General features: G+C 39.7%; 24 protein-coding genes. 2 read left to right on the top strand and 22 right to left on the bottom strand.

Going from position 1 to position 24,822, the window contains the following annotated elements:
• From A4S05_RS28880 to A4S05_RS28770, 22 genes are all read right to left on the bottom strand, one after another.
• A partial coding sequence (locus tag A4S05_RS28880) for a tetratricopeptide repeat protein (RefSeq protein WP_256091226.1) occupies positions 1-1,333 on the bottom strand: 1,333 nt, incomplete at its 3' end.
• Positions 1,334-1,400: 67 nt separating this feature from the next.
• The gene (locus A4S05_RS28875; RefSeq protein ID WP_069073218.1) at positions 1,401-1,583 is read right to left on the bottom strand and encodes a plasmid partition protein ParG; all 183 of its coding nucleotides are present in this window, start codon (positions 1,581-1,583) and stop codon (positions 1,401-1,403) included.
• Between the two features lie 668 nt (positions 1,584-2,251).
• Positions 2,252-2,734, bottom strand: coding sequence for an effector-associated domain EAD1-containing protein (locus A4S05_RS28860; protein WP_069073215.1), 483 nt, complete (start codon positions 2,732-2,734; stop codon positions 2,252-2,254).
• Between the two features lie 260 nt (positions 2,735-2,994).
• Positions 2,995-3,414 (bottom strand): hypothetical protein, encoded by a 420-nt coding sequence (locus A4S05_RS28855; protein WP_069073214.1) that lies wholly within the window; start codon positions 3,412-3,414, stop codon positions 2,995-2,997.
• A gap of 22 nt (positions 3,415-3,436) precedes the next feature.
• Positions 3,437-4,507 carry a trypsin-like peptidase domain-containing protein gene (locus A4S05_RS28850; RefSeq protein WP_069073213.1) on the bottom strand — a complete coding sequence of 357 codons (1,071 nt, stop codon included), beginning with the start codon at positions 4,505-4,507 and terminating at the stop codon, positions 3,437-3,439.
• A 202-nt stretch (positions 4,508-4,709) separates the two neighbouring features.
• Positions 4,710-5,981 carry a right-handed parallel beta-helix repeat-containing protein gene (locus A4S05_RS28845; protein WP_069073212.1) on the bottom strand — a complete coding sequence of 424 codons (1,272 nt, stop codon included), beginning with the start codon at positions 5,979-5,981 and terminating at the stop codon, positions 4,710-4,712.
• Between the two features lie 66 nt (positions 5,982-6,047).
• Positions 6,048-7,481, bottom strand: coding sequence for a protein kinase domain-containing protein (locus A4S05_RS28840; protein ID WP_069073211.1), 1,434 nt, complete (start codon positions 7,479-7,481; stop codon positions 6,048-6,050).
• An 8-nt stretch (positions 7,482-7,489) separates the two neighbouring features.
• On the bottom strand, positions 7,490-9,184 hold the full coding sequence (locus A4S05_RS28835; RefSeq protein ID WP_069073210.1) for a PP2C family serine/threonine-protein phosphatase: 1,695 nt from the start codon (positions 9,182-9,184) through the stop codon (positions 7,490-7,492).
• Between the two features lie 83 nt (positions 9,185-9,267).
• A complete protein-coding gene (locus A4S05_RS28830; protein WP_069073209.1) occupies positions 9,268-9,909 on the bottom strand; it encodes a vWA domain-containing protein in 642 nt (213 codons plus the stop codon).
• A 201-nt stretch (positions 9,910-10,110) separates the two neighbouring features.
• A complete protein-coding gene (locus tag A4S05_RS28825; RefSeq protein WP_069073208.1) occupies positions 10,111-10,719 on the bottom strand; it encodes an OmpA family protein in 609 nt (202 codons plus the stop codon).
• Between the two features lie 10 nt (positions 10,720-10,729).
• On the bottom strand, positions 10,730-11,800 hold the full coding sequence (locus A4S05_RS28820) for a vWA domain-containing protein (RefSeq protein WP_069073207.1): 1,071 nt from the start codon (positions 11,798-11,800) through the stop codon (positions 10,730-10,732).
• A gap of 33 nt (positions 11,801-11,833) precedes the next feature.
• Positions 11,834-12,781 carry a vWA domain-containing protein gene (locus A4S05_RS28815; protein ID WP_069073206.1) on the bottom strand — a complete coding sequence of 316 codons (948 nt, stop codon included), beginning with the start codon at positions 12,779-12,781 and terminating at the stop codon, positions 11,834-11,836.
• Positions 12,782-13,386: 605 nt separating this feature from the next.
• Complete coding sequence (locus tag A4S05_RS28810) at positions 13,387-14,358, bottom strand: tyrosine-type recombinase/integrase (RefSeq protein WP_069073205.1); 972 nt, start codon at positions 14,356-14,358, stop codon at positions 13,387-13,389.
• A gap of 188 nt (positions 14,359-14,546) precedes the next feature.
• Positions 14,547-15,074, bottom strand: a complete 528-nt coding sequence (locus tag A4S05_RS28805) for a hypothetical protein (protein ID WP_069073204.1) — start codon at positions 15,072-15,074, stop codon at positions 14,547-14,549.
• Entirely contained in the window at positions 15,071-15,574 is a 504-nt protein-coding gene (locus A4S05_RS28800; protein ID WP_069073203.1) for a DUF4365 domain-containing protein, read from the bottom strand. The genes A4S05_RS28805 and A4S05_RS28800 overlap by 4 nt, the downstream gene beginning before the upstream one ends.
• Before the next feature lie 3 nt (positions 15,575-15,577).
• Entirely contained in the window at positions 15,578-16,033 is a 456-nt protein-coding gene (locus A4S05_RS28795) for a carboxysome distribution maintenance protein McdB (RefSeq protein ID WP_069073202.1), read from the bottom strand.
• A 2-nt stretch (positions 16,034-16,035) separates the two neighbouring features.
• A complete protein-coding gene (locus tag A4S05_RS28790; RefSeq protein WP_069073201.1) occupies positions 16,036-16,815 on the bottom strand; it encodes a ParA family protein in 780 nt (259 codons plus the stop codon).
• A 261-nt stretch (positions 16,816-17,076) separates the two neighbouring features.
• Positions 17,077-18,357 (bottom strand): glycosyltransferase, encoded by a 1,281-nt coding sequence (locus A4S05_RS28785; RefSeq protein ID WP_069073219.1) that lies wholly within the window; start codon positions 18,355-18,357, stop codon positions 17,077-17,079.
• 256 nt (positions 18,358-18,613) lie between these two features.
• The gene (locus tag A4S05_RS28780) at positions 18,614-19,540 is read right to left on the bottom strand and encodes a hypothetical protein (protein ID WP_069073200.1); all 927 of its coding nucleotides are present in this window, start codon (positions 19,538-19,540) and stop codon (positions 18,614-18,616) included.
• Positions 19,541-19,698: 158 nt separating this feature from the next.
• Positions 19,699-22,890 carry a primase-like DNA-binding domain-containing protein gene (locus A4S05_RS28775; RefSeq protein ID WP_069073199.1) on the bottom strand — a complete coding sequence of 1,064 codons (3,192 nt, stop codon included), beginning with the start codon at positions 22,888-22,890 and terminating at the stop codon, positions 19,699-19,701.
• Positions 22,891-23,441: 551 nt separating this feature from the next.
• The gene (locus tag A4S05_RS39530) at positions 23,442-23,627 is read right to left on the bottom strand and encodes a hypothetical protein (RefSeq protein ID WP_256091224.1); all 186 of its coding nucleotides are present in this window, start codon (positions 23,625-23,627) and stop codon (positions 23,442-23,444) included.
• Between the two features lie 58 nt (positions 23,628-23,685).
• Positions 23,686-23,877, bottom strand: a complete 192-nt coding sequence (locus A4S05_RS28770; protein WP_141699832.1) for a hypothetical protein — start codon at positions 23,875-23,877, stop codon at positions 23,686-23,688.
• A 264-nt stretch (positions 23,878-24,141) separates the two neighbouring features.
• Here A4S05_RS28770 and A4S05_RS42140 point away from each other — a divergent pair, with 264 nt between their 5' ends.
• Positions 24,142-24,306 (top strand): hypothetical protein, encoded by a 165-nt coding sequence (locus A4S05_RS42140; protein ID WP_176727137.1) that lies wholly within the window; start codon positions 24,142-24,144, stop codon positions 24,304-24,306.
• A gap of 179 nt (positions 24,307-24,485) precedes the next feature.
• The gene (locus A4S05_RS40725) at positions 24,486-24,734 is read left to right on the top strand and encodes a hypothetical protein (protein WP_141699831.1); all 249 of its coding nucleotides are present in this window, start codon (positions 24,486-24,488) and stop codon (positions 24,732-24,734) included.
• Positions 24,735-24,822: the final 88 nt, after the last annotated feature.

Below are 24,822 nucleotides of genomic sequence, written 5' to 3'. Positions count from 1 at the left end.
CTAATTTATAGCGAGAGTAACCACGATTATTGTAGTAATAAGCATTATTAGGTTGAAGTTTAATTGCTTGGCTGTAATCTTCAATTGCACCTTTGTAATCACCTAATTTATAGCGAGAGTAACCACGATTATTGTAGTAATAAGCATTATTAGGCTCAAGTTTAATCGCTTGGTTGTAATCTTCAATTGCACCTTGATAATCTCCTAAACTATCGCGAGCCATACCTCGCACGTTATAGCAACTATAATTATCAGGCTCAAGTTTAATTGCTTGGTTGTAATCTTCAATTGCACCTTGATAATCTCCTAACTTATATCGAGATAACCCACGCTTGTTGTACAAATCGGCATCACTAGGTTGAAGTTTAATTGCTTGACTGTAATCTTCAATTGCACCTTTGTAATCACCTAATTTATAGCGAGAGTAACCACGATTATTGTAGTAATAAGCATTATTAGGCTCAAGTTTAATCGCTTGGTTGTAATCTTCAATTGCACCTTTGTAATCACCTAAACTATCGCGAGCCATACCTCGCACGTTATAGCAACTATAATTATCAGGCTCAAGTTTAATCGCTTGGTTGCAATCTTCAATTGCACCTTGATAATCTCCTAACTTATATCGAGACAACCCACGCTTGTTGTAGTAATAAGCATTATTAGGCTCAAGTTTAATCGCTTGGCTGTAATCTTCAATTGCACCTTGATAATCTCCTAACTTATATCGAGACAACCCACGCTTGTTGTAGTAATAAGCATTATTAGACTCAAGTTTAATCGCTTGGGTATAATCTTCAATTGCACCTTGATAATTACTTATACTATACTGATAAAATCCTAAAAAATCGTATAATCCAGCATTATTAGGATTTAGTTTAATAGATTGACGGATTTGTTCTTCTGTTAAGTTTGGGTTTTTTAGTCGAACACCTAATATTTTCAATTTTTCAAAATCAATATCGCTATCCTCTACAAATTCCTGAACCTGCTTATTAGCTATGTCATCTTCTTTATTGCTAAAATCTGAAAGTAGTTTCAAGCTAGAATCTGTTAAGGATTCTTGGGCTATCAATAGTCTTTCAGTAGTAGCCTTCAGTAGTAAGTTTCCAGGATTTGAATCACACGCAGCACGAATTAAATCTTCAATCCATCCCTGAGAATTAGCTGCTTGTATTAATTTAAAGACAATATTTTGTAAACTCCCTTCGCCAGCAATCGCCGTTAGATTTATATCTAATTCAAATGACAACATTTGCTCTAATGATGCTGTATTAGGAAAAGCATCAATCAAAGCTAATTGTATTTCTTTACGTTGTGGGCCAGATAAACCCATATTTATCAATTCCTCTCAATTACTACAAGTTGAAAATTGTTGTCGCTAGTTTAAGCAATCGCGTTAATCACAACTTAGTTGCTTTATCTCTTATCGCAGATTCATCAAACTCAACACCAGATACAACACAATTATTAGCCTTCAACCATTGCTCAATGAGTTCTGCTACAACTTGGCTCATCTTCAATCCCCGTAAGGCACAAGTGGCATGAAACTTTTTTTTGAGGTCGTCTGCAATACTAATATGCATAGCTAAAACAGATGATAACGGCTATATAGAAATATTATCTCTACAAAACTACAAATCTACAAAATTTGATTTCGGAAATTTAGAATATTTTTCCATATTTTTTAATGATTAGCAGTAGAGAGAAAAGTTTTGCCAACGCTAAAAAATAGTAGCCTGTAATACCATTTTTGGAGAAACGTGCAAAAGCTGATTGCTTGAAGTCGAATAATAGCTCACATTTTTTTCTATCGTTATAAATATTTCTCCGCTTTCAATTTCCTGAAAATCTTTCAGGATTGAGTGAAAGTATTGCACTATTTCATCAAAAATTCCTGGCTGACTCAAAAAGGCCCCTGCACTTACGAGTTAAAGGATATAAAAACCATACCTTTAACTGAAAATTTTGCATAGATGACAATGATAGTGGCAGTAATTCTCATAATGAGAATTACTGCCACTAAGGAGCCGTGTGAAATTAACGTTTCATGCACGGTTTTGTAGCCAGTCAGGGGGGTGACTTCCTGGCTTAGGCATCCATGTAGACGTTTTTTTAGTTCCTCTTCGCTCTCTGTTATTTCAATCTTAAACGGGCGGCTCATGGCTATTTAAACTTAAGAGTTGGCTTCTTACCATAATACGCAGCTTCATATTAAATTGGTATAAGAGTTTTTATTATTATTCATATATTTTTAAGAATTAATTATTGATACATAAAAATTGTGTAATTTATAATTGCCTGAATTATACAGTTTTGCCGCCTCTAATAGTTTTTTAATTTCGCCTTTAGCTTCCACAAATTTAATGAGGTTAAATACAATATCTTGATAGTTATTTCCACCAGCAATTTGATCAAGGTTCCAATCTAATTCTTCACTCAGCATTATTTCTAAATCATTCTTGCTACGGAAGGCATCCATGAGTGCCTCACGGAATTCCTTGCGTTGACTCCCTGTTAAATTGATAGGTTTAGAGTTATCAATTACAAGATGCAAATCCTTTGTTTTAGAAGTATTTATTCTATCCTCTGATGCTTGTAACTGCTTTTCAATTTCTTCAATCCTCTTAGAAAGTTCAAACTTGCGGCTTGGGTCTGCCGTAATGATATATTCTCTTCGGAAATAATCTAATTGTTCTTGCAAAAGTTCGATTACTTTTTTATTATCGGATTCCATAGATTTTAAAAATCTGAATTAAGTATTAATTTAAATTTTTTGGTTCTTCAGTACTTATTATGCTGAAATTTTAATCAAATTTCGTAACTTGCCTTGAAAATCAAGCCTTTTAGGCAGTTACAGCGTCGATCTCTGAATTCAGCCTCAAATTCTAATATTAACGTCTGTTATTATTGCCCAGTAAGGCATTCAAGCTTATTTACATACAGATTTAGCATAATAAGTAATGAAGAGCCAATTTTTTATCTTATAATATTTATTTAAATTAAAGGTATTATAAGATTAAATAATATTAATATTATTGAACTATATACAGGCTTGTAAAGAGGCAGTGATGAAAAGGGTTCTTCTCCAATAGCAAATGTCCATACAATAAATGCCAATGTAGAAATTATAATTTGAGTTGTAATTGATAATTTTTCTTCTTTTGAAGATATTTGCTCAGAAACGGAAATTTGTTTAAATATATAAACAGAAGTTAAGCCAATAAGTATAAAAAATATAATCCATAAGGAATTATTTACTGGAACACCGCTAGCACTTTTAATTAATCCTTTAATAGCTATCCAAGCCCCAATAATTTCAGAGGGAATGTATTTTATTAGTTTGTCAAAATAGCTGTCTAACTTTACATCTGTACTATCAGCTTCAAATCGTTTTCTGATAATTCTACGCCCCATTATAATTTCTCCCTTTTACTGTTTAAATTTCATTTATTAGGTAAGATTTTATTTCTTGATAGATAGAATTAAATAAAACTCCTTCACGAATAGTACCACGTATAGAACTAAACATTCTATCTCTTTGAGCATGATGTAAAGCAACCAAATTCCAATTTTCATCAAAACATGGCGAACCACTAGAACCTGGCTCTGTTTTACTAACATATTGAATTAGTCCTCTTTCCTGATACACGCCAGTTATGCCATCACGACTAATACATACTTTCATTGTGTCTCCTTTAGGATGCTGCACAAGAGTAATCCCCTTTCCTGTTACGGGAAGATTACTTGCATTCCAACGAGCGGGTTGAATACCTTTAGATGGAATAGCTTGAACAATATCTTCTTCCACTTGCAGAAGAACGTAATCTAGTTTTTCAGTTGGACTGAAGTTCAAAATTGGCTGTTCCCTATCTAATTTAAATATCTGTCCTTCACTTTCATTTTTAGAATCGGAGCTAAAATAGCCAAAATGTAAAATGGCATTGAGAGCATTAGTTTTAATATCTGCGTTATTCTTTGATTCAAGAACGTGGTAATTAGTCAGAACTAGCCTATTTGCAATTAAGACACCCGTACCTCTAGTTCTTTGTGAGGAAATTTCGATTCTACATACAGATGCTAAATTTTCGACGGCTCGTTTGAAAAAAATAGCGTCTAAGAATTCGGGTTCTGGCTGTAAATAGGTTTCAAGTTGGACGTTTTCTGTTGGTCCTAACCATTCAATATCCGGTCCAATATTTACACTAGACTCCCCAGATATGGGATTCAGAATAAATTTTTTTTCTATAATGTAATGATAAAATTCTTTCAAGTCTGAATTGCCTGAATTGGCATCATAGGCTGCCATAATGAGGCGTTCCAATTTTCCTTTTGTTTCAGCCCATTTAATCACATTAAATACAACTTGATTAAGTTGTCCTCCCCCAGCGATAGCATGGAGATTTTCTCCTAACTCTTCATTAACCATGATTTCTAGATCGCCTGGGTCTGGGTAAGCGCTAAGAATAGCCTTGCGTAATTTTTTGCGATCACTACCTAAAAAATTCATAGACTAGCTTCCTTTTGTACAAGACTAAACTAGCAACTAACTTCATTTTTAACATTTGAGTGGAATTGCGGATGTTATGTTTTAGTTTGGATATACCTTGAGTATGCAACTTTTTGTGCTTTGGTCTAATTAGGTATTTATCCGTGATACAAAGGTACTTTGACGAAATATTACTTAGTATTAAAATAACGAATTTATGTTCTCACAGTTCGTTTTCTGTAGACTCGCTAGGGATAGGTTTAGGGTTAAAAACAGGACTGGGCACAATATAACTTTTAATACTAGATTTAGACTCACTAGATGATTGTTTTTGGCTGGATTGAATCTGTTCAGTTTGAGAATTTTGGTTAAGTGTTGTTAAGACATCATACGGTTGTTTTTTTATTTCTGTATCTTGTTGTAACGGATTTTGTACTTTATTTGATACTGGTTGAAAAACTTGATTATTAGGCTTGACTTCTCTACGAGTTTTAGAGCCTCTTAAATATTTTTGCAGTTGCCCTTCGCATTCTTTATCTAATGTAATATTATTATTGGATACTTCATCCTCAATTTTATCTGCGTCTCTATTGTTCGTATCCAATGAAATCGCCTCAACTTCCTGAATTTCAGGCTTTGATTCTGAAATATCCCTAGAAGCACATTCTTCTGGTTTCCAAAGAATGCGGTTCTGAATTAATAAAAGCTCTGAATTTGTTACAGAAGCAACATAGGCAGTTAAGGTGATACGTCTTTTTAAAAATGCAGAAACGATAAAAAGATTACCATTAATATACGTAGATGGTAAAAGTTCTTCTAAATGGAGTTGTATTTCATTTTCACCAGGAGTAAGGTAGTGAGGTGTCAATTCTATTCCCGATATCTGTGACTCAATTTGACAGGCAACTGGAACAACAATCTGTAATAGAAAGTTGTACTTTGTTCTTGGTGCTAGTTTCCCAAGAGTCAGTAAATTGGGAAACTTCCACGCGCCTTCTTCTTCTGGTAATCCCATTGTTGTTCCTCGTACTTCCACATTATGAAACTCTAAGTTTTTGCTAGAATTGACTAGAATGGCACAAGCATCTTGTTGACTACTAATATCTTTACAACCTGTAACTTCTATTCTTAAATTTTTGAGAATGACTCTATCTGATTGAATAGATAGAACTGGCCCTATGAGTGACCAAATAGTCGCACCTTGACCGTCTAAAGTCAGGGAATGATTAATGATGATGGGGCCTTGATATTCTCCATTAGGAGGCCATAGCGATAGAGTTTCATTATTTTGCTGAGTATTCAGTTGTTGTTGCAGAAATGTGATTGCTGTTCGAGAAGATTGTTTTTCATATTGGCAGTCTGCAATATTTTCTGGTTCAGTCTTGTGAATAATCAACTCTTCGTTGACTGGTTTTGGAGAGGATTGTACAGTCTGTGCTTGTTCAATATTTGACAGGAAAAATCTTCCAAGCAAGTTCATAATTTGATCAAACATAACACTTAGTTATGACTTATTAGCTATGGTTTCACCTTAATAGTGCTTATAGAATTTTGCCAATTTTTACACTTTAATCATTTGTACTTCCACCATCCTACCATGAGGATCTTGAGAGAAATGGAATCTAATTCCGTCCTTTAACTCAATAGCTTCCCCAGCCTGTCCCGATATCGCAGCAGGTGCTACCATGCTACCTTCAGGAGATGTGAGCGAAGTGAGTTTTTGGTTAATGAGTAGCCATTTATTTTCATGAAAAACGAAGTAAGCTTGAGGAGTTTTGTCCGCTTCTTGACCTGGAAAAATATTATCAAAGGCGTGCCATTTAAACAGACTAAGACCATTATAAACAACTAACTTTCCATCTCTATTCCACTGACCATGACGACGTTGTACAAACAGGTTGAGAATGAGCGTACTTCCTTGAGGTTGTAAGTCACAAAATGAACATTTGATATTATTGTGGTCATGCAAAACAAACCACTGGCTTAGACATTGAGGGTTAGTACATTTAAAAAGCAGATCCCATGTTTTGATTAAACCCCGTTCCCATTCAATAGCAGCTGGTCGTGCTTGAGGGGAGTGTAATCCTTGAACAAAGGCCCTTTCAAATAATTTGCTCAAATGTGGGCCTAGTGCAGTATATGGTATTTTTAAATCATGGGGACGATTTGATTGATCAGTAGGATGTTCAATAAACAATGCCTTAGATCCCATTTCTAAAAGTTCTTGTTCCTCAGTAGAAGATGCAGGATGTATTTTGGGTCCCTCTAAAGGATGCCTACCCAATAAATACTGATAGATCAGCACTGCTAAAGCGTGTTGGTCGGTAGCTGTTGATGGATGTTGTCGATTTGGGTCGTGGAGTGGTAAATGAATTGTTGTTAATACTTCTGGTGCAATGTATCCCCTTGTCCCTAATACATCTGGTGGAAACAAATCAGGAACAACTAATGAATCAATATCAATGACAACACATTTTCCTGTAGTGGGGTCAATCAAAACATTTCTGTTAGACAAATCAGAATGTGCAAGCCCGGCTTGGTGCATGCGTCTAACAGCACGTGCTAAAAGTATGCAGATTTGCAAATAATTAATCCAACTTCCTTGTTCTGCTGCGGGCAAGATTGCCCGCAGTTTCGAGCTTATAAACCATGTACTTTCCTTCTCTTTACCTGCAAAATTACCTTGTTTAAATTTAAATTCGTCTGGATAAGCAGGAGTGATGATGCCTAAATGTGGCTTAACTACAATACCTGTAGGCCAACAGAAAAGATTCTGAAAATAGTCACCATTTGTGCTAGTTGTAGGATTATAGTTACCTAAAATTCTTTTTAAACGTAACAATCGATTAGTATCATAATCAATCTGATTACCTTTGTAGAAGCAGATGACCGATTTTTTATCAGCAGTGAAGTAAACTTGCTTCATTGCTCCCTCGCCAATCATATCTGGGAGATACTCAATAGTGCTGTTATCTATCAGGGTTGCTTTTGCCATTTCTTGTCCTACCGATAAAGAATCACCAATGTGCGATCGTCGAATGAAGCCCGGCGATAGTAAGAATCAAGCCACAATTGCAATTTTTCTTCTCGTCTTTTGTTACTCCATTCTTGATACATTTCCGCTTTTGCTGCTGCCAATAAAACCGGAGAAGCTACAACTTGTTCAACAGTTTTAGCTAATTCTCTGGCATAGTCATCAATAGAGTAAATATTGACTTCTTCAGGTTCATCTTTTGTATTAGGTCCAATAATTCTTTTTCTTTTTGATAAGAGCTTCTCTTTAGCGTGTTGTAAACCTTGAATATTTCTGAGTTTTGTATTTCGTAACTCATCATTAACAATGTCTTTATTTTGTGGCTCGGCAATTGGAATCACTTGATTGAGAACCAAATCTCCATAAAGTGCTAACATCCCAGGTTTAGATGGAAAGTAGTCATCAGCTACACCATCTGTCATAACCATTAAAGCCTTAATATCTCCAGCAAATACAAATGTTTTTTGTACTAAATTTGCTTTCTGTAGCTTGTTTTTAGATGTCAAAAACTCAGTTTGTCCTCCGTATTCACCACTATCTGGTTCACCTAATAAAGTCAGGTTATTTTCACGGGATAAAGCTGCCAACATCCCATCTCCAATTTGACAAGTGAGGATTAAACTATATGATTTTCCGCCAGCTTTAACAGTGGTGTGTAGGGCAAGTAATAGAGTTGCAGAAAAATCATTTATTTCCAGTTTTTTATCAAATTTTTGAGCGTATTCGCGATTATTATTAAGTTCTGTAGCAGCTTGCTCAACAGCTTTATAGGCTTGTTCTATTGCTGTGTGTAAGTATTGTTGAACATACTCAATATCTTCTCCTGCAAATACCCATTTTTTATTTCTAGTCAAAGAACGAGATAAATCATCTATATTATCTCGTTCTTTGATTGAATAATTTTGTAGTTGTTGTACTAAATATTCTACAGCAGCTTCACAGGAAACTTTAGCGCCAATCCGGGATAATCTTTTAGAACCAGCACCATCAGATACAGCAATAATTGTCCAATTACCACTAGTTTTAAATTCAAACCAATCATCACAATTAGTACCTTGATGTTTGTGTGCCTTACCTCGAACTCGTGCGCCAATTATCTTGAAGCTATCTGCTAATTCTTGAGCCTCACAGTGAAATTCACTATGCTTATCTAGTGGGTCTTGCACTGGAAGATAATGCCAATTTGCAGTAGTAGGAGGTGTAGGGGTTTCTTGAGGAGATTCACCAGAGTTTTGGGATGATAAATTAGCTACTGGTTCTGGTTCTGAAGCTGTTAAAGCTTTGCGGATGACATTAAGAAGGACTTCTTGTACTTTCTTTTGGGTATCTTTCTGTTCGCTTTTTTTTTCGTCATGACCTAACGTATAAATATTTCCATACATACATATTTGCCACATTACAGCAAGAAAATTGATGTCTGTATTGTTATGACTTTCTTTTTTTCCTAATTTCCCAGAATTTAATAGATATGCGAACAACTGATCTGACATTTCTTTTAAACTATTATGAACCTTATTGATGCGATTTTGAAATGTAGGATCGTTGTTCCAATTATTCCAATTTTGTTGATATTTATCTTGGTATGGTTCAATATAAAGCTGGCAAGCAATAGTTTTAACTAAGTCTTCCAATTCTTCTTGTGTCAACTCTTCTGATGTACTCATTATTGTCACCCCCGCAACATTCTTTGTGAATCTATAATTATTCAGGTAGCACCTTATCAAGTACTACCTACAAATAAATACTGTTAAGGTATGATTTGGATTTGGGGTGGAGGTGGTGGCAGATTTACTGGTGCGTTGTCTGCCATTACTTGCGCCACACTTTGAGAAGTCTGTTTAATTGATTGTGATACCCATTTGAAGAAGGCTTTGAGAGTATCTGGCTGGAGGTCATTCAGCTTCACAACGATTTCTGTAATCTGTTTGAGTGTATACTCATTCGCATCAGAACCGGCTGCACAAGCAATAATGTTCGCAGGCTTTTTCTCTTTTAATTCGGATGCTGCTTGTTGCCAAGTGTCGGTGGGTTCTCCATCAGTCATCAGAAACACTAGGGGTTTCCAATCGCCTTTTTGTGTTTCGCTAGCTTTTTTAACTTCTGTTTCAAAGCATTTACCTAAAAGTTTGAGTGCTGCGCCCAAAGAAGTGGCTCCACTAGCAGAAAGACTGGGAGGTTGGAATGCCATTAGTTCTGTAAGGGGAGATAGCTGTTTAGCATCGCTTTGAAAGGTGATGACTGACAAATATGCTGTCTCTATAGCAAAAGGGTCAGTATTTAATTCGGCAATTAGTGCCTTAACTCCTTGGTTAACCGCCTGAATCGGATCGCCATACATTGAACCAGAGCAATCTAGTACCAGATAAACTGGTAACCGACGTGATGCCATTTTTATCTCCTGGAATTATAAATTAGTCTTCTGCGATTAATTGAGCTACACTTTTTAACCAAATAGAATGTCTAGAATTTCGGATTGTAATACAAAACTACATTTGAAATTGCCAATAATTTCTATAATCAACAGAAATTTTGAGTTATGTACACTTGATGACGAATCTTGGCAATGCTACACCTTATCAGTTACAAAATATTACTGTTCCACATTGAAAGAAATTAAAACATGCCGATTTATAGCTCTTCCTACAGATGTACTATTGCTAGTTACAGGTTTAGTCTCGCCAAATCCTTGCACTTTAACTTGATAGCTTTTATTCATACCCAGGTTTTGCAAAATCTCAGCTACTATTTTGGCACGTTTTTGGGAGAGTCCTTGATTATACGGCTCAGTGCCTAAATTATCTGTGTGTCCAGTAATGATAACTGTACCTTTTCCTCCTTTGACCTTAGACCATAAAGATTTAATTTTGGATATATCTACTGGCATTAATTCTGTCTTGTTGAGGTCAAACTTCAAGGTCAATTCCTGTTTTTGCGTTGCAGCTACAACTTGGAAAGATGAAGAATTTTTGGGTAAATTGAAGTTTTGTATTTTTTGCGTAGCAGTCGTTTTTAGGCCAGACTTTGGCTCGGTAACAGATGTTTTATCCACTAAAATATAGGCTAATACACTACCTGAGATCGCTATTAATCCTGCTAATAACCATAGGGTTTTACTAGAAAATTTTTTCTGGGGTGGAACTGGTATAACTGGAGGAAAATTGGCATCAGCCATCACATAAATTTCATCGTTATCTTCCATGACTACCTTCCTACTTTTCAGGTTTAGGGGGAATGATAGGTTGACGAATCCTCTGACCGTAAACTTCTAATTCAAACCATTCAGACTGGGATGACATAGATATAGATACTTTCGCTGGTAATCCATCTGTATATTTCTTAATGATGTTTCCAGCCGCATCATAGATAGTACCAGTTGGTGCGACTATTTGGTTTTCATATACCACTTCAGCAAAAATTTGCACTAATGATGCCATTTCTTTCGCTATTTTATAATCCCAAATGTCAATATTTGTGCCTGGATGAAAATCATCTAGTTCTTCTAATTGGCTCTTGTCAATTTGATTTCCTACTCCTATCAAAACACATTTAACCGGATGACGCTGACCAGATGTAATATCTTTTGCTAGCTGGGTTGTATATTGCTTGACTGCTGATAAGTCATCAACGCGACCATCCGTAATGAAAATAAACATACCCCGTTTTGCATCTACAAAACGTTCGGCAAAGTATTTAACAGCAGGAGTTAGTATAGTGCTGTTGCCAAAGTTCAGGCTTTTAGGCCCAATCACATCGAGGGTGCGACATTGAGCCTCTGTAAAGTCTCCCAGAATTTCGATTTCAGCACCAGAACCACACGCCCAATAAATAACTGTAGTCCCACCATGAGCATCTAAATTCTCTGCTAAATAGGCTATGAATTGCTGGGCAAGAGGTTGCACAATATTCGGACTAGGACGAAGATATCCCTTTTGAATAGCATCTTCATAGGCTGCTTTTTGAAAGGATTTAACACGCCTTCCTTCTTCAACACGAGATTCTAACCAACCTTTTTTTTCGTATTCCTCACTGACATCAGCAGGAATTTTTCCTTCTAGCTTGCGTCCATAAAAGTCTTTCATTGATGCACTCGCATCCAAAGCAACTCCTGTTTGCCAGCCTTCTGCTGCTTCACCCTGAGGTTCCATCAGAATCGTGAACAAAATTTGCAGTTCCAGACCTGTATTGCGAACATTCACTTCTCCAAACTCTTTTGCAACCATACTGCTAGGCAGTTGATGATTTCTCTGTTCTGGTGATGAATCGGAGTTTTGCCCATGCATATTTATCTCTTCCTCTGACTATCTTTCACGTGTTTATGGTTGTGATAGTGCTGCTGAAATGTCTTGAGTGATAGTTCCTCCAGGGAATTCCAAAGTGAAGGCATTTGAGCCAGCAGGTAGAGTAAATTGGAGTAAGGCGGGAACTCCATCAGCATAATCACGTCCTGGTTTTCCCACTTGATTAAATATCCGCCCAGAACCAAGAACTATCATGTCCTCAAAAACAAGTTCTTTAAAAACCTGCTCTAGTTTGCTCATATCACTAGCTAATTGATGATCCCAAAGGTCAATACTTTGCCCTGTACTGTCTTTGATTGGGTTGTTGTCAAACATATTGTCCAATTCATCCATTTGCCCTTCATCGACTTCATCACCAAAACCAATGAGGAACAATTTCATAAACGGCTTTTGACCTTTGGCTATATCTTGAGCATATTGACTACAGTATTGTTTAACTTCTGCTAAATCTTCAATAATTCCATCAGTGACAAAGACACAAATAGCAGCAGGCTGTTTTACTCCCAATGCTGGGGCATCTTTAAATTTTTCAACAAAATATTGAACAGGTGGTAATAATTTAGTACCTGTTCCCCATTTCTTAGGGCCTTTAACCACCATCTTTTGAATATTTTGACTGTCAAAATCTCCTAATTCTTCTATTGCTGTCCCACCCGGACTGCAAGCCCAATAGATTAAATTTACTTTGCCATTAAATGAAAAGTTGGATAAAAAATCCACCATTGTGTGGGCAACTGGTTCAACAACGTTAGTTGCACTTGCTGCTTTAGCCAAAACTCCACCTACGATACCACTAACCCCATACATTTTTTTCATTGATGCTGAACCATCGAGAGCAAGGCCCATTCGCACTCCCTCAATATCGGGAACAGTGAGAATAGTAGCAACGATCTTCAGTTCGCCATTTTTTTGCTTATAGACATTTACTTCACCAAATGGTTCAACTACATTTTCTAACTGCATATCATAATACGTTGATAATTATTGATTTAATTATATTCTCTACATACTATTAAACTAGTGATTTGAGCATCAGCTATCTCTAATCGGTCATGAACCTCCATCTCTACTTGTAGAACATTCATTATTTTGTCCTTGTTTTTGGTCTATTATTTATTAATTGAATAGACTTACTTCACAGCGAGATGAAAGATCATTTTTTCACAAACCACAAATTATTTATTGAATGGTTAGCCGCGTAGTATTGACATGATTTTCATGTCAATACAAAAAACATTTTTACATAAAGGATTGTTAAAGGTTCTCAAAATATAAAGTTTTTCAAAAAAATCTATCTAAAGATAGATTTTTTTGAACTGATTTATTAATAGATAAACTATATACCTACAAGAAAATCAAAATAATTTCCGCGCTTCTGTAATAAATTCATTGGCAGCATTAGACAGATGGGGGTCATTGTGGTCAGGTAGCAGGAATATATCATGTGCGGCTCGTTTCTGGTAGAAGCCTCTAGAAACTAGAGGGGTATAACCAGAGTAGGAGTTGCTAACCTGAGTGCAAATGACAATAACTAATGTGTCGTATTTGGCTTTTTTATACTGTAAATTTCACTTATCCCGTCTACTATACGGTACATTCAACAAATCAATCGCCCGTTTCTTCGCCGCTTCCCCACGCCGATCATACTTACTTGTAGTACTTGGCGACGCATGACCTGCAAGTTTCGCTATGGTGACGATATCTGCACCTGCATCTAATAGATTACCGATAAAAGTTCTTCTAAAATCATGAGGTGTAAACGCCTCCACATCGGCTTTTTCCCCCCGCCGTTGCAATGCTCGCAACACCCCTTGTTCACTCATCCGTCTCGGTATGATTTTCTTTGCCTTATTTAAAGGATAAAAAAGCGGCCCTGGAGCTTTACCCCGAATCAGTAGCCAATCAAGGAGAGCTTGCACACCAGCTTCAGGTAAATATACAATTCGTTCCTTCCGCCCCTTAGCTTCACGTATTTCTAGTGAACGACTGCGCGGTTTAAAATCACTCAAATCAAGGTAAGTCACTTCACTGCGACGCAACCCTACCGTCAAAACTGCCAGCAGTGCCGCATCCCTTCGACCCAATGTTGAGTCATCTTGAATACAATCTAACCATAGCGTCGAGATTTCAAGAGCATCAATTTCGCGCCCTTTCAGCAAACTCTTGCCCCGCACCGACTCAATATCAGATGCTCGTCCATACTCATCCGTGGACATTAACCCTAACCGCCAAGCTTCCTTGAGCGTCCGCCGTAATGCACAAAGCATTTTATTCGCCATTGCTGGGCTGTATTTTTCCATCAGCACTGACCTGACCGCAGCGGTGTGCTGATAGCGCAACTTTGGCCAATCCAAAGTACTTGAATCACAACTGCCATTAGTCAGCAGTCGAGCGATCGCGTTGAGTGCTTCCCGCATCGTCCGCCTTGAACCTTCACCAAGACTGTTGATATAAACTTCAGCCGGGTGCAACGTGATGGGCAACGGCTCTGTCAGTGCGAGTGATTCAGGGTTAAAATCGGCGATCGCGCGGATGTTCACGGGCAGTGAAAAGAAGCTTTAGGATCAATCCTCCCTCAAATGTGCTACAACCACAACCCTTTCAGCCCCTATGTGGTGCGAGAATTGCTTTTCTCTACACCCATTTCGCCTATAAGCCTTGCTGTGGCTTTGTTGTAATCATTCATAATCTTGAATACTGAGCCTACTTTGGTCACGGCGTTAGAACATTATTCACTATGATCCAGGCTAAAGTGATGGGGATTTTTCAGAATGAATACCCCGTTTTCCTTGATTAAGTCACCCGTGCAGTAAACCGGCAGGCGTTCTTGATAAGCCTTTAGTGCCAGGATGTAGTCACGGTCAGCTAATTCAGTGTGGATGGGACGCAGTTTATCAACCACGATGCCCAGCATGGTGATGTCGCCACTGAGGTGATCTGCATTGGGTGTGGCGATGTGCGTGACGACTGCTTGAATGGTGGTATTAGGTGCATTTGTAATTAAGTCACCCAAAATTGACTGTTGATCTCTGGTTTCTGCCAACGCCAGAGTTTCAACGACTTCCGCCATCCGACGAGAAAAGTCGATAATTTCTGGTTTGAGGGGAAGTAAAATTTCAAAACCGTCTAGAGTCCAAATGGCAGCTTTATCACCTTGACGCTGCTGTTGCTGCCAACCATGCCCAACTAAGTAAGCTTCTACTTGTCGGGGGTCGATACATTTGAATTTTTCCACATCCGGGAAAATAGCTGTCATAGGGATTCTCCAACGGCGATGCGTGACATTATGGTTTTGAGTGCGTCGGGGCTAAATATATTTTGACGCTTAATTTCCACAGTGATGTTCGTCTTGTTATCAATCGCTGGTTGTCCGCGCAACGATAGCCAGTAACCGCAGCGTTTGAGGGATATGGATTCTTCGGTTTGGGATAACCAGTCGCTAACTTCTTCTGGCACTAAAACAACTATTAATAGTTGTGGTACGAAGGGGTCATCTTCCCGGAGTTCATCATAGTTTTTGACGCTGAGTCGGTATTTGATGGATGTTTCTCTCTTAACATCTTGGGATGTAGATTTAATTTGTACGTCAAATCTCGGCAGACGCTTGGAGTTGAGTTTTCCTGGTACGGTAATTGTAGCGTCGATGCCGCTATCATCTAACCTACGTGTGGCTGCTTGCAAGGAGTAGCCAGCAGTTGCAGTGACGGCATACACATAAGCGTAACTGAAATCTTCTTTTTGGGTATTGAGGCTCATTATTTACTTTGAAGGGTTGCTCAACATTGTGATTAACCGTTTAATATGCCCAACCCGCTTGCGTTGGTCGTAGCGGCGCTTGGCTTCCGTGGTAATTTTTTCTGTAAGCGCATTGTCAGTACTAGCAACAGTCCAGGCAGCTTCTAAAAAGACCTCAACTGTGATGCCTAATTCTTTACAAAACCGTGTCAATTCTTGGTCGAGGTCTTTTTCTAGAACGATTGCCGAATGTCGCCGAGTTTGGGGGTATTTTTCGAGTTCGGCTTTGAGTTCAGCTATAGTGTCAGCTGTAGCAGCAGTTGAGTTGGCAAGTTCTGTAACTGGGGTGGGTTGCGGCAATGAGTTTTGCTCCTGTGCTTGAGCTTGGGGCTGTTCTTGAGTCAGAAGTGCATCCTGACGTGGTGTAACTGTTGGGCGATTGCGTTTGTTGCGTAGTTGGTTGAGTACGTTATCTGACATTTTTATTTGCTCCCAATATCCGTGCGGATTTTATCGATTAAGATTTCAAATGGATATTCCAGGTCGGTGTATCCCAACTGCGAGAGGGTTGTACGTTTGTTGATGGCCTGCTTGTAACGTTCTGACTCGCGGATTGAAGGTAGAACTAACTTTTCGCCAACTTCGTCACGCATTCCATCTACCGCAGCCCGACTTTCTTGCGCTTGGGTGTTACCAAACCAGCGATCTCGAAAGGGTAGTACACCTAAGATTGAGGCATTCGTGGCTCCGACATCTCGCAAGCCGCTTAGTAAGTCGAGCGTCCGCACGAGCGAACCGTAACCTTTGACCGATGCTTCTGCGGGAATGATTAAAAAATCTGCTGCGCCAATTACTGTTAAACAAATTTGCGATCGCTGGGGTGGGGCATCGATAATGCAAACTTGGAAAATTTGGCTGATGGCTTCCAATCGTCGCTTGAGTAAGGTTGCACCGACTCCACTGTTAGATAAATAATCTTGTACGGTATCGAGTTGGTCATCGGCGGGGATAAGAAATAAATTGTCGTTGTCTTGAGTCGGGTAGATGCAGTCTTCTGGTGCGACTGTTTTTTTTAGAAACTCTAATAGGGTTGGTTGGTTGGGTGACAACTCGAACCCCAGATAGGTAGTCAGATTATGTTGGGGGTCGGAGTCGAGCATCAAGGTGGTCAACCCCTGGCGTGATAGCAGCCGACCAAGGAACAGGGCTGTTGTCGTCTTGCCCTGACCGCCACTCAACGAGCTTACGGTAATTGTCAGCATCTCTATTTTGATTAATTTATTAAATTAGCCAATTAACTTAAGCTAAATTAATTATTTTGTCAATTAATTAATTTAGCTTTTTAGCTTTTTAGCTTTAAATAAAAAGCTAATTTTGTAAAATTAGCTTTTTATCCTTGTTTGGTGGTGGATATGCCGTCATTGGTGTTAACGCGCCTTAAATCAATAGATAATTTTTAAAACCCTTATTTAGATAAGGGTTTTAAAAATTATAAAAGCTATTCAGCAACGCCAATAATTCTATTATCGAGTTTGAGCTAAGACAGGCTTACCTGTAGAAACTACTTGTTCGATAATATCAGCAGCTCGACTTACTCCCCCTGCGCTCTGAATGGCTTTTTGTAATCTAACTGCATTCTGTTTGTAAGAGTTTTCTGTCAACACCCGCTTAATTGCTTCTCGCAGCCTGGGGACACTCAAGCGAGCTTGGGGTATCATCTCCCCAGCCCCCGCCCAAGCCAGACGTGCTGCTGTTCCTGGCTGATCGTTGGTAATTGGAATGCCTACCATTGGTACAGCGTTACTTAAAGACTCCAAAACAGTATTTGGCCCAGCGTGGGTAATAGTGAGAGTGGCTTTTTGAAGCAATTCCAACTGAGGTGCATATTCTACAACTAAGGGTGAACCGGGTAATTTTGCCAGGGACTCTGGACTGGTTGAACCACCCAAAGAGATTACCAATTGCACATCTAACCCTTCACAAGCCTTAGCAATACATTGAAAAATCTCTAGCAGACGATTTTGTATAGTACCCATAGAGGCGTAAATTAGCGGTTGTCCAGTCAATTGTTCATAAGGAAAAGGGACAGGGGAGCGACTGCTTGGATTATGATATGGCCCGGTGTAATGCAACCACTGGGGTAACTCCTGCCTGGGGAAGTCAAGCTCGGCAGGTAGTTGACTCAACTGGGCTAGTTGGGAGTATTGATCGTTGGGATTAGAGTGAGAGGGCAATTTCCACCTTTGGCGATACTCATTCACCATCTGCCGGATAGGTAGCCTAAGGCGCTCAAATAAATAATAAGCTCCTCGGTTACGTAGACGCGCCCACCAGCTTGGACTATAGTTCCAAGATGTGAAAAAAGGAGGAACTCCTTCTTCTTGGTTAAGGAGCAAAGAGCCACCACTAGAAATGAAGGGAATACCTAAGTAATCTGCAATAGTCCCTCCCCCTGGCGAAACCTGATCTACTAGCAGTGCTTCTATACCTGCTTCTTTAACTGCTGCTGGACCCTGTTCGAGTAACATAACCGCTGACTGTTGTACCAGATAGATGGTGTACTTTAGAGCAGCCAACCCACTCAGTTCCCCCAACTTTGCCAATGATTCTTTACTTATGCCAGCAGGAAACTCAGAGCCACCAATTTCCCTGAATTCTAATCCTGCTGCCAGTGTTTTAGATTGAGCGTCAGGAATTCCTACTACAGTAACGCGATGACCGCGTTGTTTTAGTCCAAGACCTAAGGTGGTCATGGGGTTGAGATGACCAGTGGCTGCGGGGCAGATGATACCAAAATGAGTCATATAGCAAGCAATTCTTAATTGGGTGCAATATAAAAACAATAATGGGTAAACCATTCAATAAGTCTTTAAAAGTCACTGCGGCTAGAGTGTTTGTAATGGTTTATGTCAAGAAGACCGCCTAACCGCCCCAAAACCTTAATTTGACGTGAGCGCCAGTTAGGGCTGACTCGACTATTGCAAATACTTATTTATTCAGGGGGCCACACAACAGATAGAACCCCATGATGGCGTTGACTGATAAAACTTTAAAGCGGTTTTACTCACCCGTTTTTAACTTTGGTTTTGGTTTTGGTAATGGTTTGGTACGCGGCACAGAGGTATTATCCTGACTAGTCGCTTTTGACTTACCTTTCTTTGGTGCAGGTGGTGCTGCTGCTCTTTGCGCTTTCTTAGCTGCAAGTTGCACTGTGGCTTTATCCTCCTTAGACGCTTTGAGAAATCTCGGTGCAGCTTCTTGTGGTAGCGCAGTCAGTGCAACAAAACCGAAGACATCACGCCCCGGCAGAAATTTAGCCTTGATTGTGACAAACACGGCGCGTCCTTGTTGGTCTTTCTCCAATTTGGGATTAAATCTGAAGGGTCGGACGGGTGCATCCTTCCATAGCAAAGGTATATGACTAGCCTTCATGAATTTCACCTTTCGGGCAGGCTCGGACTGCTTAATAAATTCGAGTCTTTCATCAGAGAAATTTCGGAACACGGAGATACAGGGAGTAGAGCAGACAGGAATGAACTGCCATAATCCTGATAATTTAAACTCCAGGTCTTCTAACTCCCCTGAAACGGCATCTAGTTTTCGCCCTCTGTCAAAGCCCACTAACTGAAAAGCGATGCGATGTGGTTGCTCTTTGCGTGGAAAGTGAATTGCCTTTGGATAAACAACCAAACGCTGATTATGGTTGCCAGTATTTTCTATTTCCTTCTTGAGAGCGTTTAATACATCCCATTGTCGCTTCGAGTAGTAAAGTGGGTATTCATAGCTACCGATAGTAACAGTGCTTTGTCCATCTGAACTGAAGTTGATCGACCCAGTAATTACCCCAACAGCTTGAAATATTGCTGCTGGCAATTCAATTTCTGTTTCTGTTGGCGTGTCAACATTTACTTGCTCTTCATCCGATGGAGTTTCAACTGTCGGTACTGCTTGGGTTGACTCAAGCGAGGTAAGTTCAGCAGATGCCATGATTATTGTTCTTTGATTGTTAATAGGGGAGAAATCGCAATCTAATTCAATCTTAATTGTCTATCGAGTGTCTACATGACTGGCGGCATTGTCGATGCTGCCAAATTCCCTAATCGGGTTTTACATCGGTGACAATAACTGTTAACTGATTTAACACCCTAATGCAGAAATTTTATCCAATCACTCCTGAAGATTTCTAATTGACATAATTGACCTTTAAAACCTCGATAATCAATTGTTGCGCTACAAAAATATGAAGACATTAGTTGAACGCTCTTAATGATTCCGACTTGCCACTTGCGAACACTGTCGTTGAAAAACTCAACTTTATCCCCAACTTTCACTGACGGGCGAGATAATTCACTTTCTCGTGCATTTATCAATTCACCATCTTGTCGAGGAGAAAACCCAGTCACAGGATGGCTGTCCTGGCTGTCCAAAGAGTTTTCAGCAAGATTTACTTCCTGGACAGGCTCAAACCCAGTCACAGTAGGGCTGTCCAGGTTGGACACATTGTCTTGGGGGACTGAAGGGTTATCAGTTACATCAACGAATTGATTAACTTCACTTTCAAAATTTTCTTCATCTTTTTTTTGCAATGCTAATTCTTGGGGGAGGACAATTGGACAGGGTGGACAGCCAAGCTGTGTAAGGGTTTCAGCCTGTCCAGGGTCAAATTCTGGGGTATTTAGTGGGTGGACAGGGTGGACAGGTAAGCTGTGTAAGGGTTCTGGGGTTTTAGTAGGATGAAAAAACTCCTCGAATTCTTCTATTCCCCCTTCAAGGCATTTATCTTTAAAGCAATACCAAAATTCCGAATAAGATTGTGAAGAATCCGGTGGCCCCTCCGGTACTTTCATCTCAAAGACCCCAGCCAGTGGTTCAATGAATGCAAAGTGGGACTGAATTCTTTCGCGCTTTCCGTTGACCGTGGGTGTCCAGCTACGTTCCTTGAAGTTGTGGGGCAAGACTGTTTTTAAATGGCTAATAAATTTGGACATCCCCAAAGGAGCATAACCATGTTCCCGGCAGTAAAGTACATACCAACTGTGTAAACGACTTTGTGGGATAAATGTTTCGGTCGTTGAGGGGCGTAAGCACAAATCCACAAAGGATTTGGTCGAGTCCCCGTACAAAGATGCCTCTAGCGCCAAATTCTTTGCCCGTTCGGAAGTTGGAGGCGATAACAAAATGCGATCGCGTTCTGCTCGTGGCATTGCTAAAGCCCAAGAAATTATGTCGGACTTCACCTCTTGTAGCTTCAGCCACAAGTCGGGGTCAGGGGTTATATCTCGGTTTTTTACTGGAATTGGGTAAGCTCGACGCATCCAGCCGTCGCCAGCATTTTCGATTTGTAGATGACTTACAGAGGCAATCCAAAACCGAATGTACCACTGGATTGAATAAGCTACTGGATTGAATAAAGCGCGTCCGCTCATTGGCCCATTGTCAACTAATTCGTAAAAAGCTCGGACTCCTTCGGCATAACCTCCAACGTCAGGGAATCCAAATATCCGCTTTCCACTTAAATATTGATGCCGTCCTTCCGGTGTAGAAATATCCGCAAAATGTGTGGCGCTACTAGAGCCGGACTCGCCAAATAAACTACTCCAAAACCTTCCCAATGTCCCCTTGCCCCCACCACTTAAGCCAATTAAGTGGGGAAATCGACCATAAGGGGCAGTTGGGTCTAAAAACATACTCGTGAACGCCCGAATCACTTCAACCAATTCTGACCCAAAGCTCTCAGTTATAAATTTGAGAAAAACTTCTGGGCATGGTTTGTTGGCTTCATAATCGTGGGGAATGATATTAGTCAGGTAAAAATCTTTGCGATGAGGCATTTGTTCACCAGTTCGCAAATCAACGACACAATTGTTAAACCCTAATAAATGAGTATTGGTTGGCAGTGGTTCTGCTGGTTCTAAGCGACTGCGGCAATATTTAAAGGCAGATTCCTTGTGTGCGTTAGTTTCGTAAGGCTTGGTTATTCTCCAGCCAAATGTCTTTGTGTAAGAGAGCTTGTAAGCGGATTCTCCAGCGTCAGCGAGGAGCTTGTAAGCTTTATTATCATCTTGGTGCTGCCATTGCTTATTCTCTTGTGACCACTTGTAAAAGGATGAATTTACTACCATCCATTCAGTTTGAGGAAAGATTTTTCGGTAAGCCCAGCCATCAAAAGTACCCGCCGTCACGCAGTTAGAGTAGGGTAAATTCATGGCAGTGCATACAGGCAAGTAAAATGCCTCTGGGTCTGCTGGATCAATATCTATTTTGAAATTAGATAAATCCGTAACTTCTTTTTCAATAGTTTCGGATTCTGCCTGTTGCGATCGCTCTGCTACGGCTGCGTGAATCTCCTGCTCTAACCGACGGATAAATTCTGGTGTTTCCATCTGCCCCAAGATTTCTTTGATGTCACTTGATTTATATGGTAAATCGGGGCAGATGTCGTGAGGGTTAATTCCAATAAATCCAATCCCAACCTCGGCTGCACATTCAGAACACGTCTGGAGTTTCTTTAGCCCAGTGTCATCGGGGTCATGCAGAAAAACAATTAATCCTATGCCTGCTTCAATTGCGCGTTGATATTCTCTTGTGATAGTCTTTTTATCCCATCCACTGCCCTGAAACGTAATTCCAGCAAGACCATGTGAGCGACCAACTTCTACGCATCCCTCGCCTTCATGCTGGAGTAGTGCTGGGGTGACATTTACTGATTTAGCACAGGCGATCGCTTCATCAATGCGATATGCTCCCCAAGGCAAATCGCCTTTTTTCATTTGGGGTGTGCCATCAAGTCGCCTATGCCATTGCCGAAAGGTCTTGCTGTAACCTTTCTCCTTATTGGCATCTGGCCACTGGTAGCGAACCACCCATTGCGACTCTGAGTAAGGATAAATTGTTTCGGTGGCACTGCCCTCAACATCTTTTGGTGGTCTACTCGTTAACTTTTGAGGTTGGGGTATATCTGTTACAGTAGAGGTCAACATCACCAAACCTAATTCACCATCTGGAATTGGTGCTGGTTTGGGCAAGATTCTCTTAGGCTTCGCAGCCAAACGGTTTAGGGATGGAGTGTAATTAGCTCCTGCCCTTTCTGCCACCACTTCAGCCCAGGGTTTAATTGCCTCTCTGACGTGTTTGCACTCACAGCCGTTAAAGCATTGATACTTTCCGGTTTCTGGGACGATAGATAAGTCATTACCCCCACAAACTGGACAAATAAACTTATCTTTAGCTTTGGATGGCTCTAACTGGTCTTGAAAATTTCGGATGTCGAAGGAGGCGAACGCCCCTGGCATAACGGAGCCGCCAACGGTTTCGTGTCCTTTTAAAATGGCTACCATTGTGAAATCCTTGTGAGGTAAATTGTGTGGGCTTTACCTCCCCTGAAGATTCACCAAAATTTTAATCAAATTTCTCGTTAAACCCGTTGTAGGAAGTTGTAAGAAGTACTAGGAACTGATAACATTAGGTTATAAAGAAATTTAATAGAGATAAAAATTACGGGGTGTCTTCTAGGACTATTAAACAACTTGCAGCAAACAAGTTGAGTCTTGGGGAGGCATTCTTTTCTTATGTATATCGGGTGACATGACACTTAGAAAAGATGGACTAAGGGTATAGTCTTATTACATAGTAAATTATCTCAGGCAAAAAAATAATAAATATCTCAGCTTTATAAAATAAAACAATTTATCTATTTTCCTCAAGCCAAGATATAGCAAAGCTTTTACAAGCCTTTAGCTAATATTAAAAACCAGATAAATACCCCACTATATTAATATTAGTGTGACTAAAAATAATTCAATTTATTTATGCTGCCTCAACTTGACCTTAATCTAAGATTTTGACTGACTTAATACCTTGGCTGCATTTTGTCACTAACAGCCATCTTTTAGCCTCTGGTTCTAACGTGGGCATGATTCTCCAGTTGAAAACATCTGCCCAAGTTTCGATCCCGTGAGCGGAGAGCAAAACTGACAACAAGATCCTTGAACCGTACCCAATCGCGATCGCTGATAGCCGTCAAAACGGGGATAAATGTACTTAGTGGCATTAGAGTTGCTGTTTGAGTCAACATACCTGTTTTTATCTATAGCCTTTGAAAGCAATTCTACACCTAATACGCTAGTACGCAATTATCCTTGTGAATGCTGCTTATCCAAAAATTCCTGGACTAGCTCACAGATCACGGTGTCCATCGTCCGATTATTTTTAACGCACCACAGCTTAAATTCTGTGTGCATATCCTTTGGCATCCTTGCTCTAAGATGTGCCACTTCATCTGGTTTATCCCCTTTAGGTCTACCCACAATTACGCAATTACTCATAAACTCTACTTTTAGATTATCCACTTATAATCAGTAATTTTCATTTTTGCGTACTAGAGTTATAGCGTAATAGAGTAACTTGGTGTTATAGTGTGGCTATGGCATAAATGCCACGGTTTGACGAAGCCTGTATCAGATGGTTGAAACGGCAGAGTTACTTAATTAGCTACCACGCAAAAGCAGAGAAGGCAGAAACGCCAACAGCAGACAAGATACACGTATTCTTGGCGACTTCGACCTGCAAATTTATTTTGAGGAGAATTTATGCGAGTAACAATCAGGCAATCCTTACACCCATTTATCAGCAATAAAGCGCAGGAATTAGGCATTAATGACCATGCAGAGGTAGTTAACTTCCTTTTACTTCAGATTTTACAAAATTCGATGCTGTCACAGACTACTGCTACTGGGAGCCAAGATACTCAGTAGTGTTGAAAAGAACGTTTCATGAAACTGTTTCAACGGTTGCATCAATGTTTCAGCCTCACTTTAACCGTGAAACGCCACTTACACCCGCCAGAAACATGAAACATGAAACATGAAACGTTAGTTGATGATGACTACTTTTGCTTGTGACAGTGACGATAAAAAGTTGAGGGTAAAACGATATGTCAAGACCTAAAAAACAACCAACATCTATAAGCGCGGACGCACTTAACACAAACGAGGCTGAAACTATAACAGAGAAAGCATCAATGCCATCAAAAAAGGTAATTCATTTGATGCTAGATGCTGGACGCTCCAGTATTAAATATCAGGCTTTCGTTAATAACGAAACTGGCACAACACCAGTGATGAAGACTGAATCTTTAGTGTGTTGTGTGCCATCAGTACCCTTTCGAGAAGCACGAGCTTGAAGAATAAGCCGAGGCAAAGAGGAAAACAATAAAGAAGATGTAGAGCATTGAGTTGTTGGTAGCTCCGCAAGACTGCAAGGTAAAGAGT

The organism is Nostoc sp. KVJ20, from assembly GCF_001712795.1.
In the GTDB taxonomy this organism is placed as follows: domain Bacteria; phylum Cyanobacteriota; class Cyanobacteriia; order Cyanobacteriales; family Nostocaceae; genus Nostoc.
This window is presented reverse-complemented; position numbering and strand designations above follow the sequence as displayed.

Excerpts from the sequence above, each read along its gene's own strand:
- A4S05_RS28790 (WP_069073201.1), bottom strand. The coding sequence starts at position 16,815 with ATGCTGACAATTACCGTAAGCTCGTTGAGTGGCGGTCAGGGCAAGACG.
- A4S05_RS28825 (WP_069073208.1), bottom strand. The coding sequence starts at position 10,719 with ATGGAAGATAACGATGAAATTTATGTGATGGCTGATGCCAATTTTCCT.
- A4S05_RS28770 (WP_141699832.1), bottom strand. The coding sequence starts at position 23,877 with ATGAGTAATTGCGTAATTGTGGGTAGACCTAAAGGGGATAAACCAGAT.
- A4S05_RS28840 (WP_069073211.1), bottom strand. The coding sequence starts at position 7,481 with ATGGCAAAAGCAACCCTGATAGATAACAGCACTATTGAGTATCTCCCA.
- A4S05_RS28830 (WP_069073209.1), bottom strand. The coding sequence starts at position 9,909 with ATGGCATCACGTCGGTTACCAGTTTATCTGGTACTAGATTGCTCTGGT.
- A4S05_RS28795 (WP_069073202.1), bottom strand. The coding sequence starts at position 16,033 with ATGTCAGATAACGTACTCAACCAACTACGCAACAAACGCAATCGCCCA.
- A4S05_RS28805 (WP_069073204.1), bottom strand. The coding sequence starts at position 15,074 with ATGACAGCTATTTTCCCGGATGTGGAAAAATTCAAATGTATCGACCCC.
- A4S05_RS28850 (WP_069073213.1), bottom strand. The coding sequence starts at position 4,507 with ATGAATTTTTTAGGTAGTGATCGCAAAAAATTACGCAAGGCTATTCTT.
- A4S05_RS28815 (WP_069073206.1), bottom strand. The coding sequence starts at position 12,781 with ATGCAGTTAGAAAATGTAGTTGAACCATTTGGTGAAGTAAATGTCTAT.
- A4S05_RS28775 (WP_069073199.1), bottom strand. The coding sequence starts at position 22,890 with ATGGTAGCCATTTTAAAAGGACACGAAACCGTTGGCGGCTCCGTTATG.
- A4S05_RS28785 (WP_069073219.1), bottom strand. The coding sequence starts at position 18,357 with ATGACTCATTTTGGTATCATCTGCCCCGCAGCCACTGGTCATCTCAAC.
- A4S05_RS39530 (WP_256091224.1), bottom strand. The coding sequence starts at position 23,627 with ATGTTGACTCAAACAGCAACTCTAATGCCACTAAGTACATTTATCCCC.
- A4S05_RS40725 (WP_141699831.1), top strand. The coding sequence starts at position 24,486 with ATGTCAAGACCTAAAAAACAACCAACATCTATAAGCGCGGACGCACTT.
- A4S05_RS28800 (WP_069073203.1), bottom strand. The coding sequence starts at position 15,574 with ATGAGCCTCAATACCCAAAAAGAAGATTTCAGTTACGCTTATGTGTAT.
- A4S05_RS28860 (WP_069073215.1), bottom strand. The coding sequence starts at position 2,734 with ATGGAATCCGATAATAAAAAAGTAATCGAACTTTTGCAAGAACAATTA.
- A4S05_RS28875 (WP_069073218.1), bottom strand. The coding sequence starts at position 1,583 with ATGCATATTAGTATTGCAGACGACCTCAAAAAAAAGTTTCATGCCACT.
- A4S05_RS28780 (WP_069073200.1), bottom strand. The coding sequence starts at position 19,540 with ATGGCATCTGCTGAACTTACCTCGCTTGAGTCAACCCAAGCAGTACCG.
- A4S05_RS28855 (WP_069073214.1), bottom strand. The coding sequence starts at position 3,414 with ATGGGGCGTAGAATTATCAGAAAACGATTTGAAGCTGATAGTACAGAT.
- A4S05_RS42140 (WP_176727137.1), top strand. The coding sequence starts at position 24,142 with ATGCGAGTAACAATCAGGCAATCCTTACACCCATTTATCAGCAATAAA.
- A4S05_RS28820 (WP_069073207.1), bottom strand. The coding sequence starts at position 11,800 with ATGCATGGGCAAAACTCCGATTCATCACCAGAACAGAGAAATCATCAA.
- A4S05_RS28835 (WP_069073210.1), bottom strand. The coding sequence starts at position 9,184 with ATGAGTACATCAGAAGAGTTGACACAAGAAGAATTGGAAGACTTAGTT.
- A4S05_RS28845 (WP_069073212.1), bottom strand. The coding sequence starts at position 5,981 with ATGTTTGATCAAATTATGAACTTGCTTGGAAGATTTTTCCTGTCAAAT.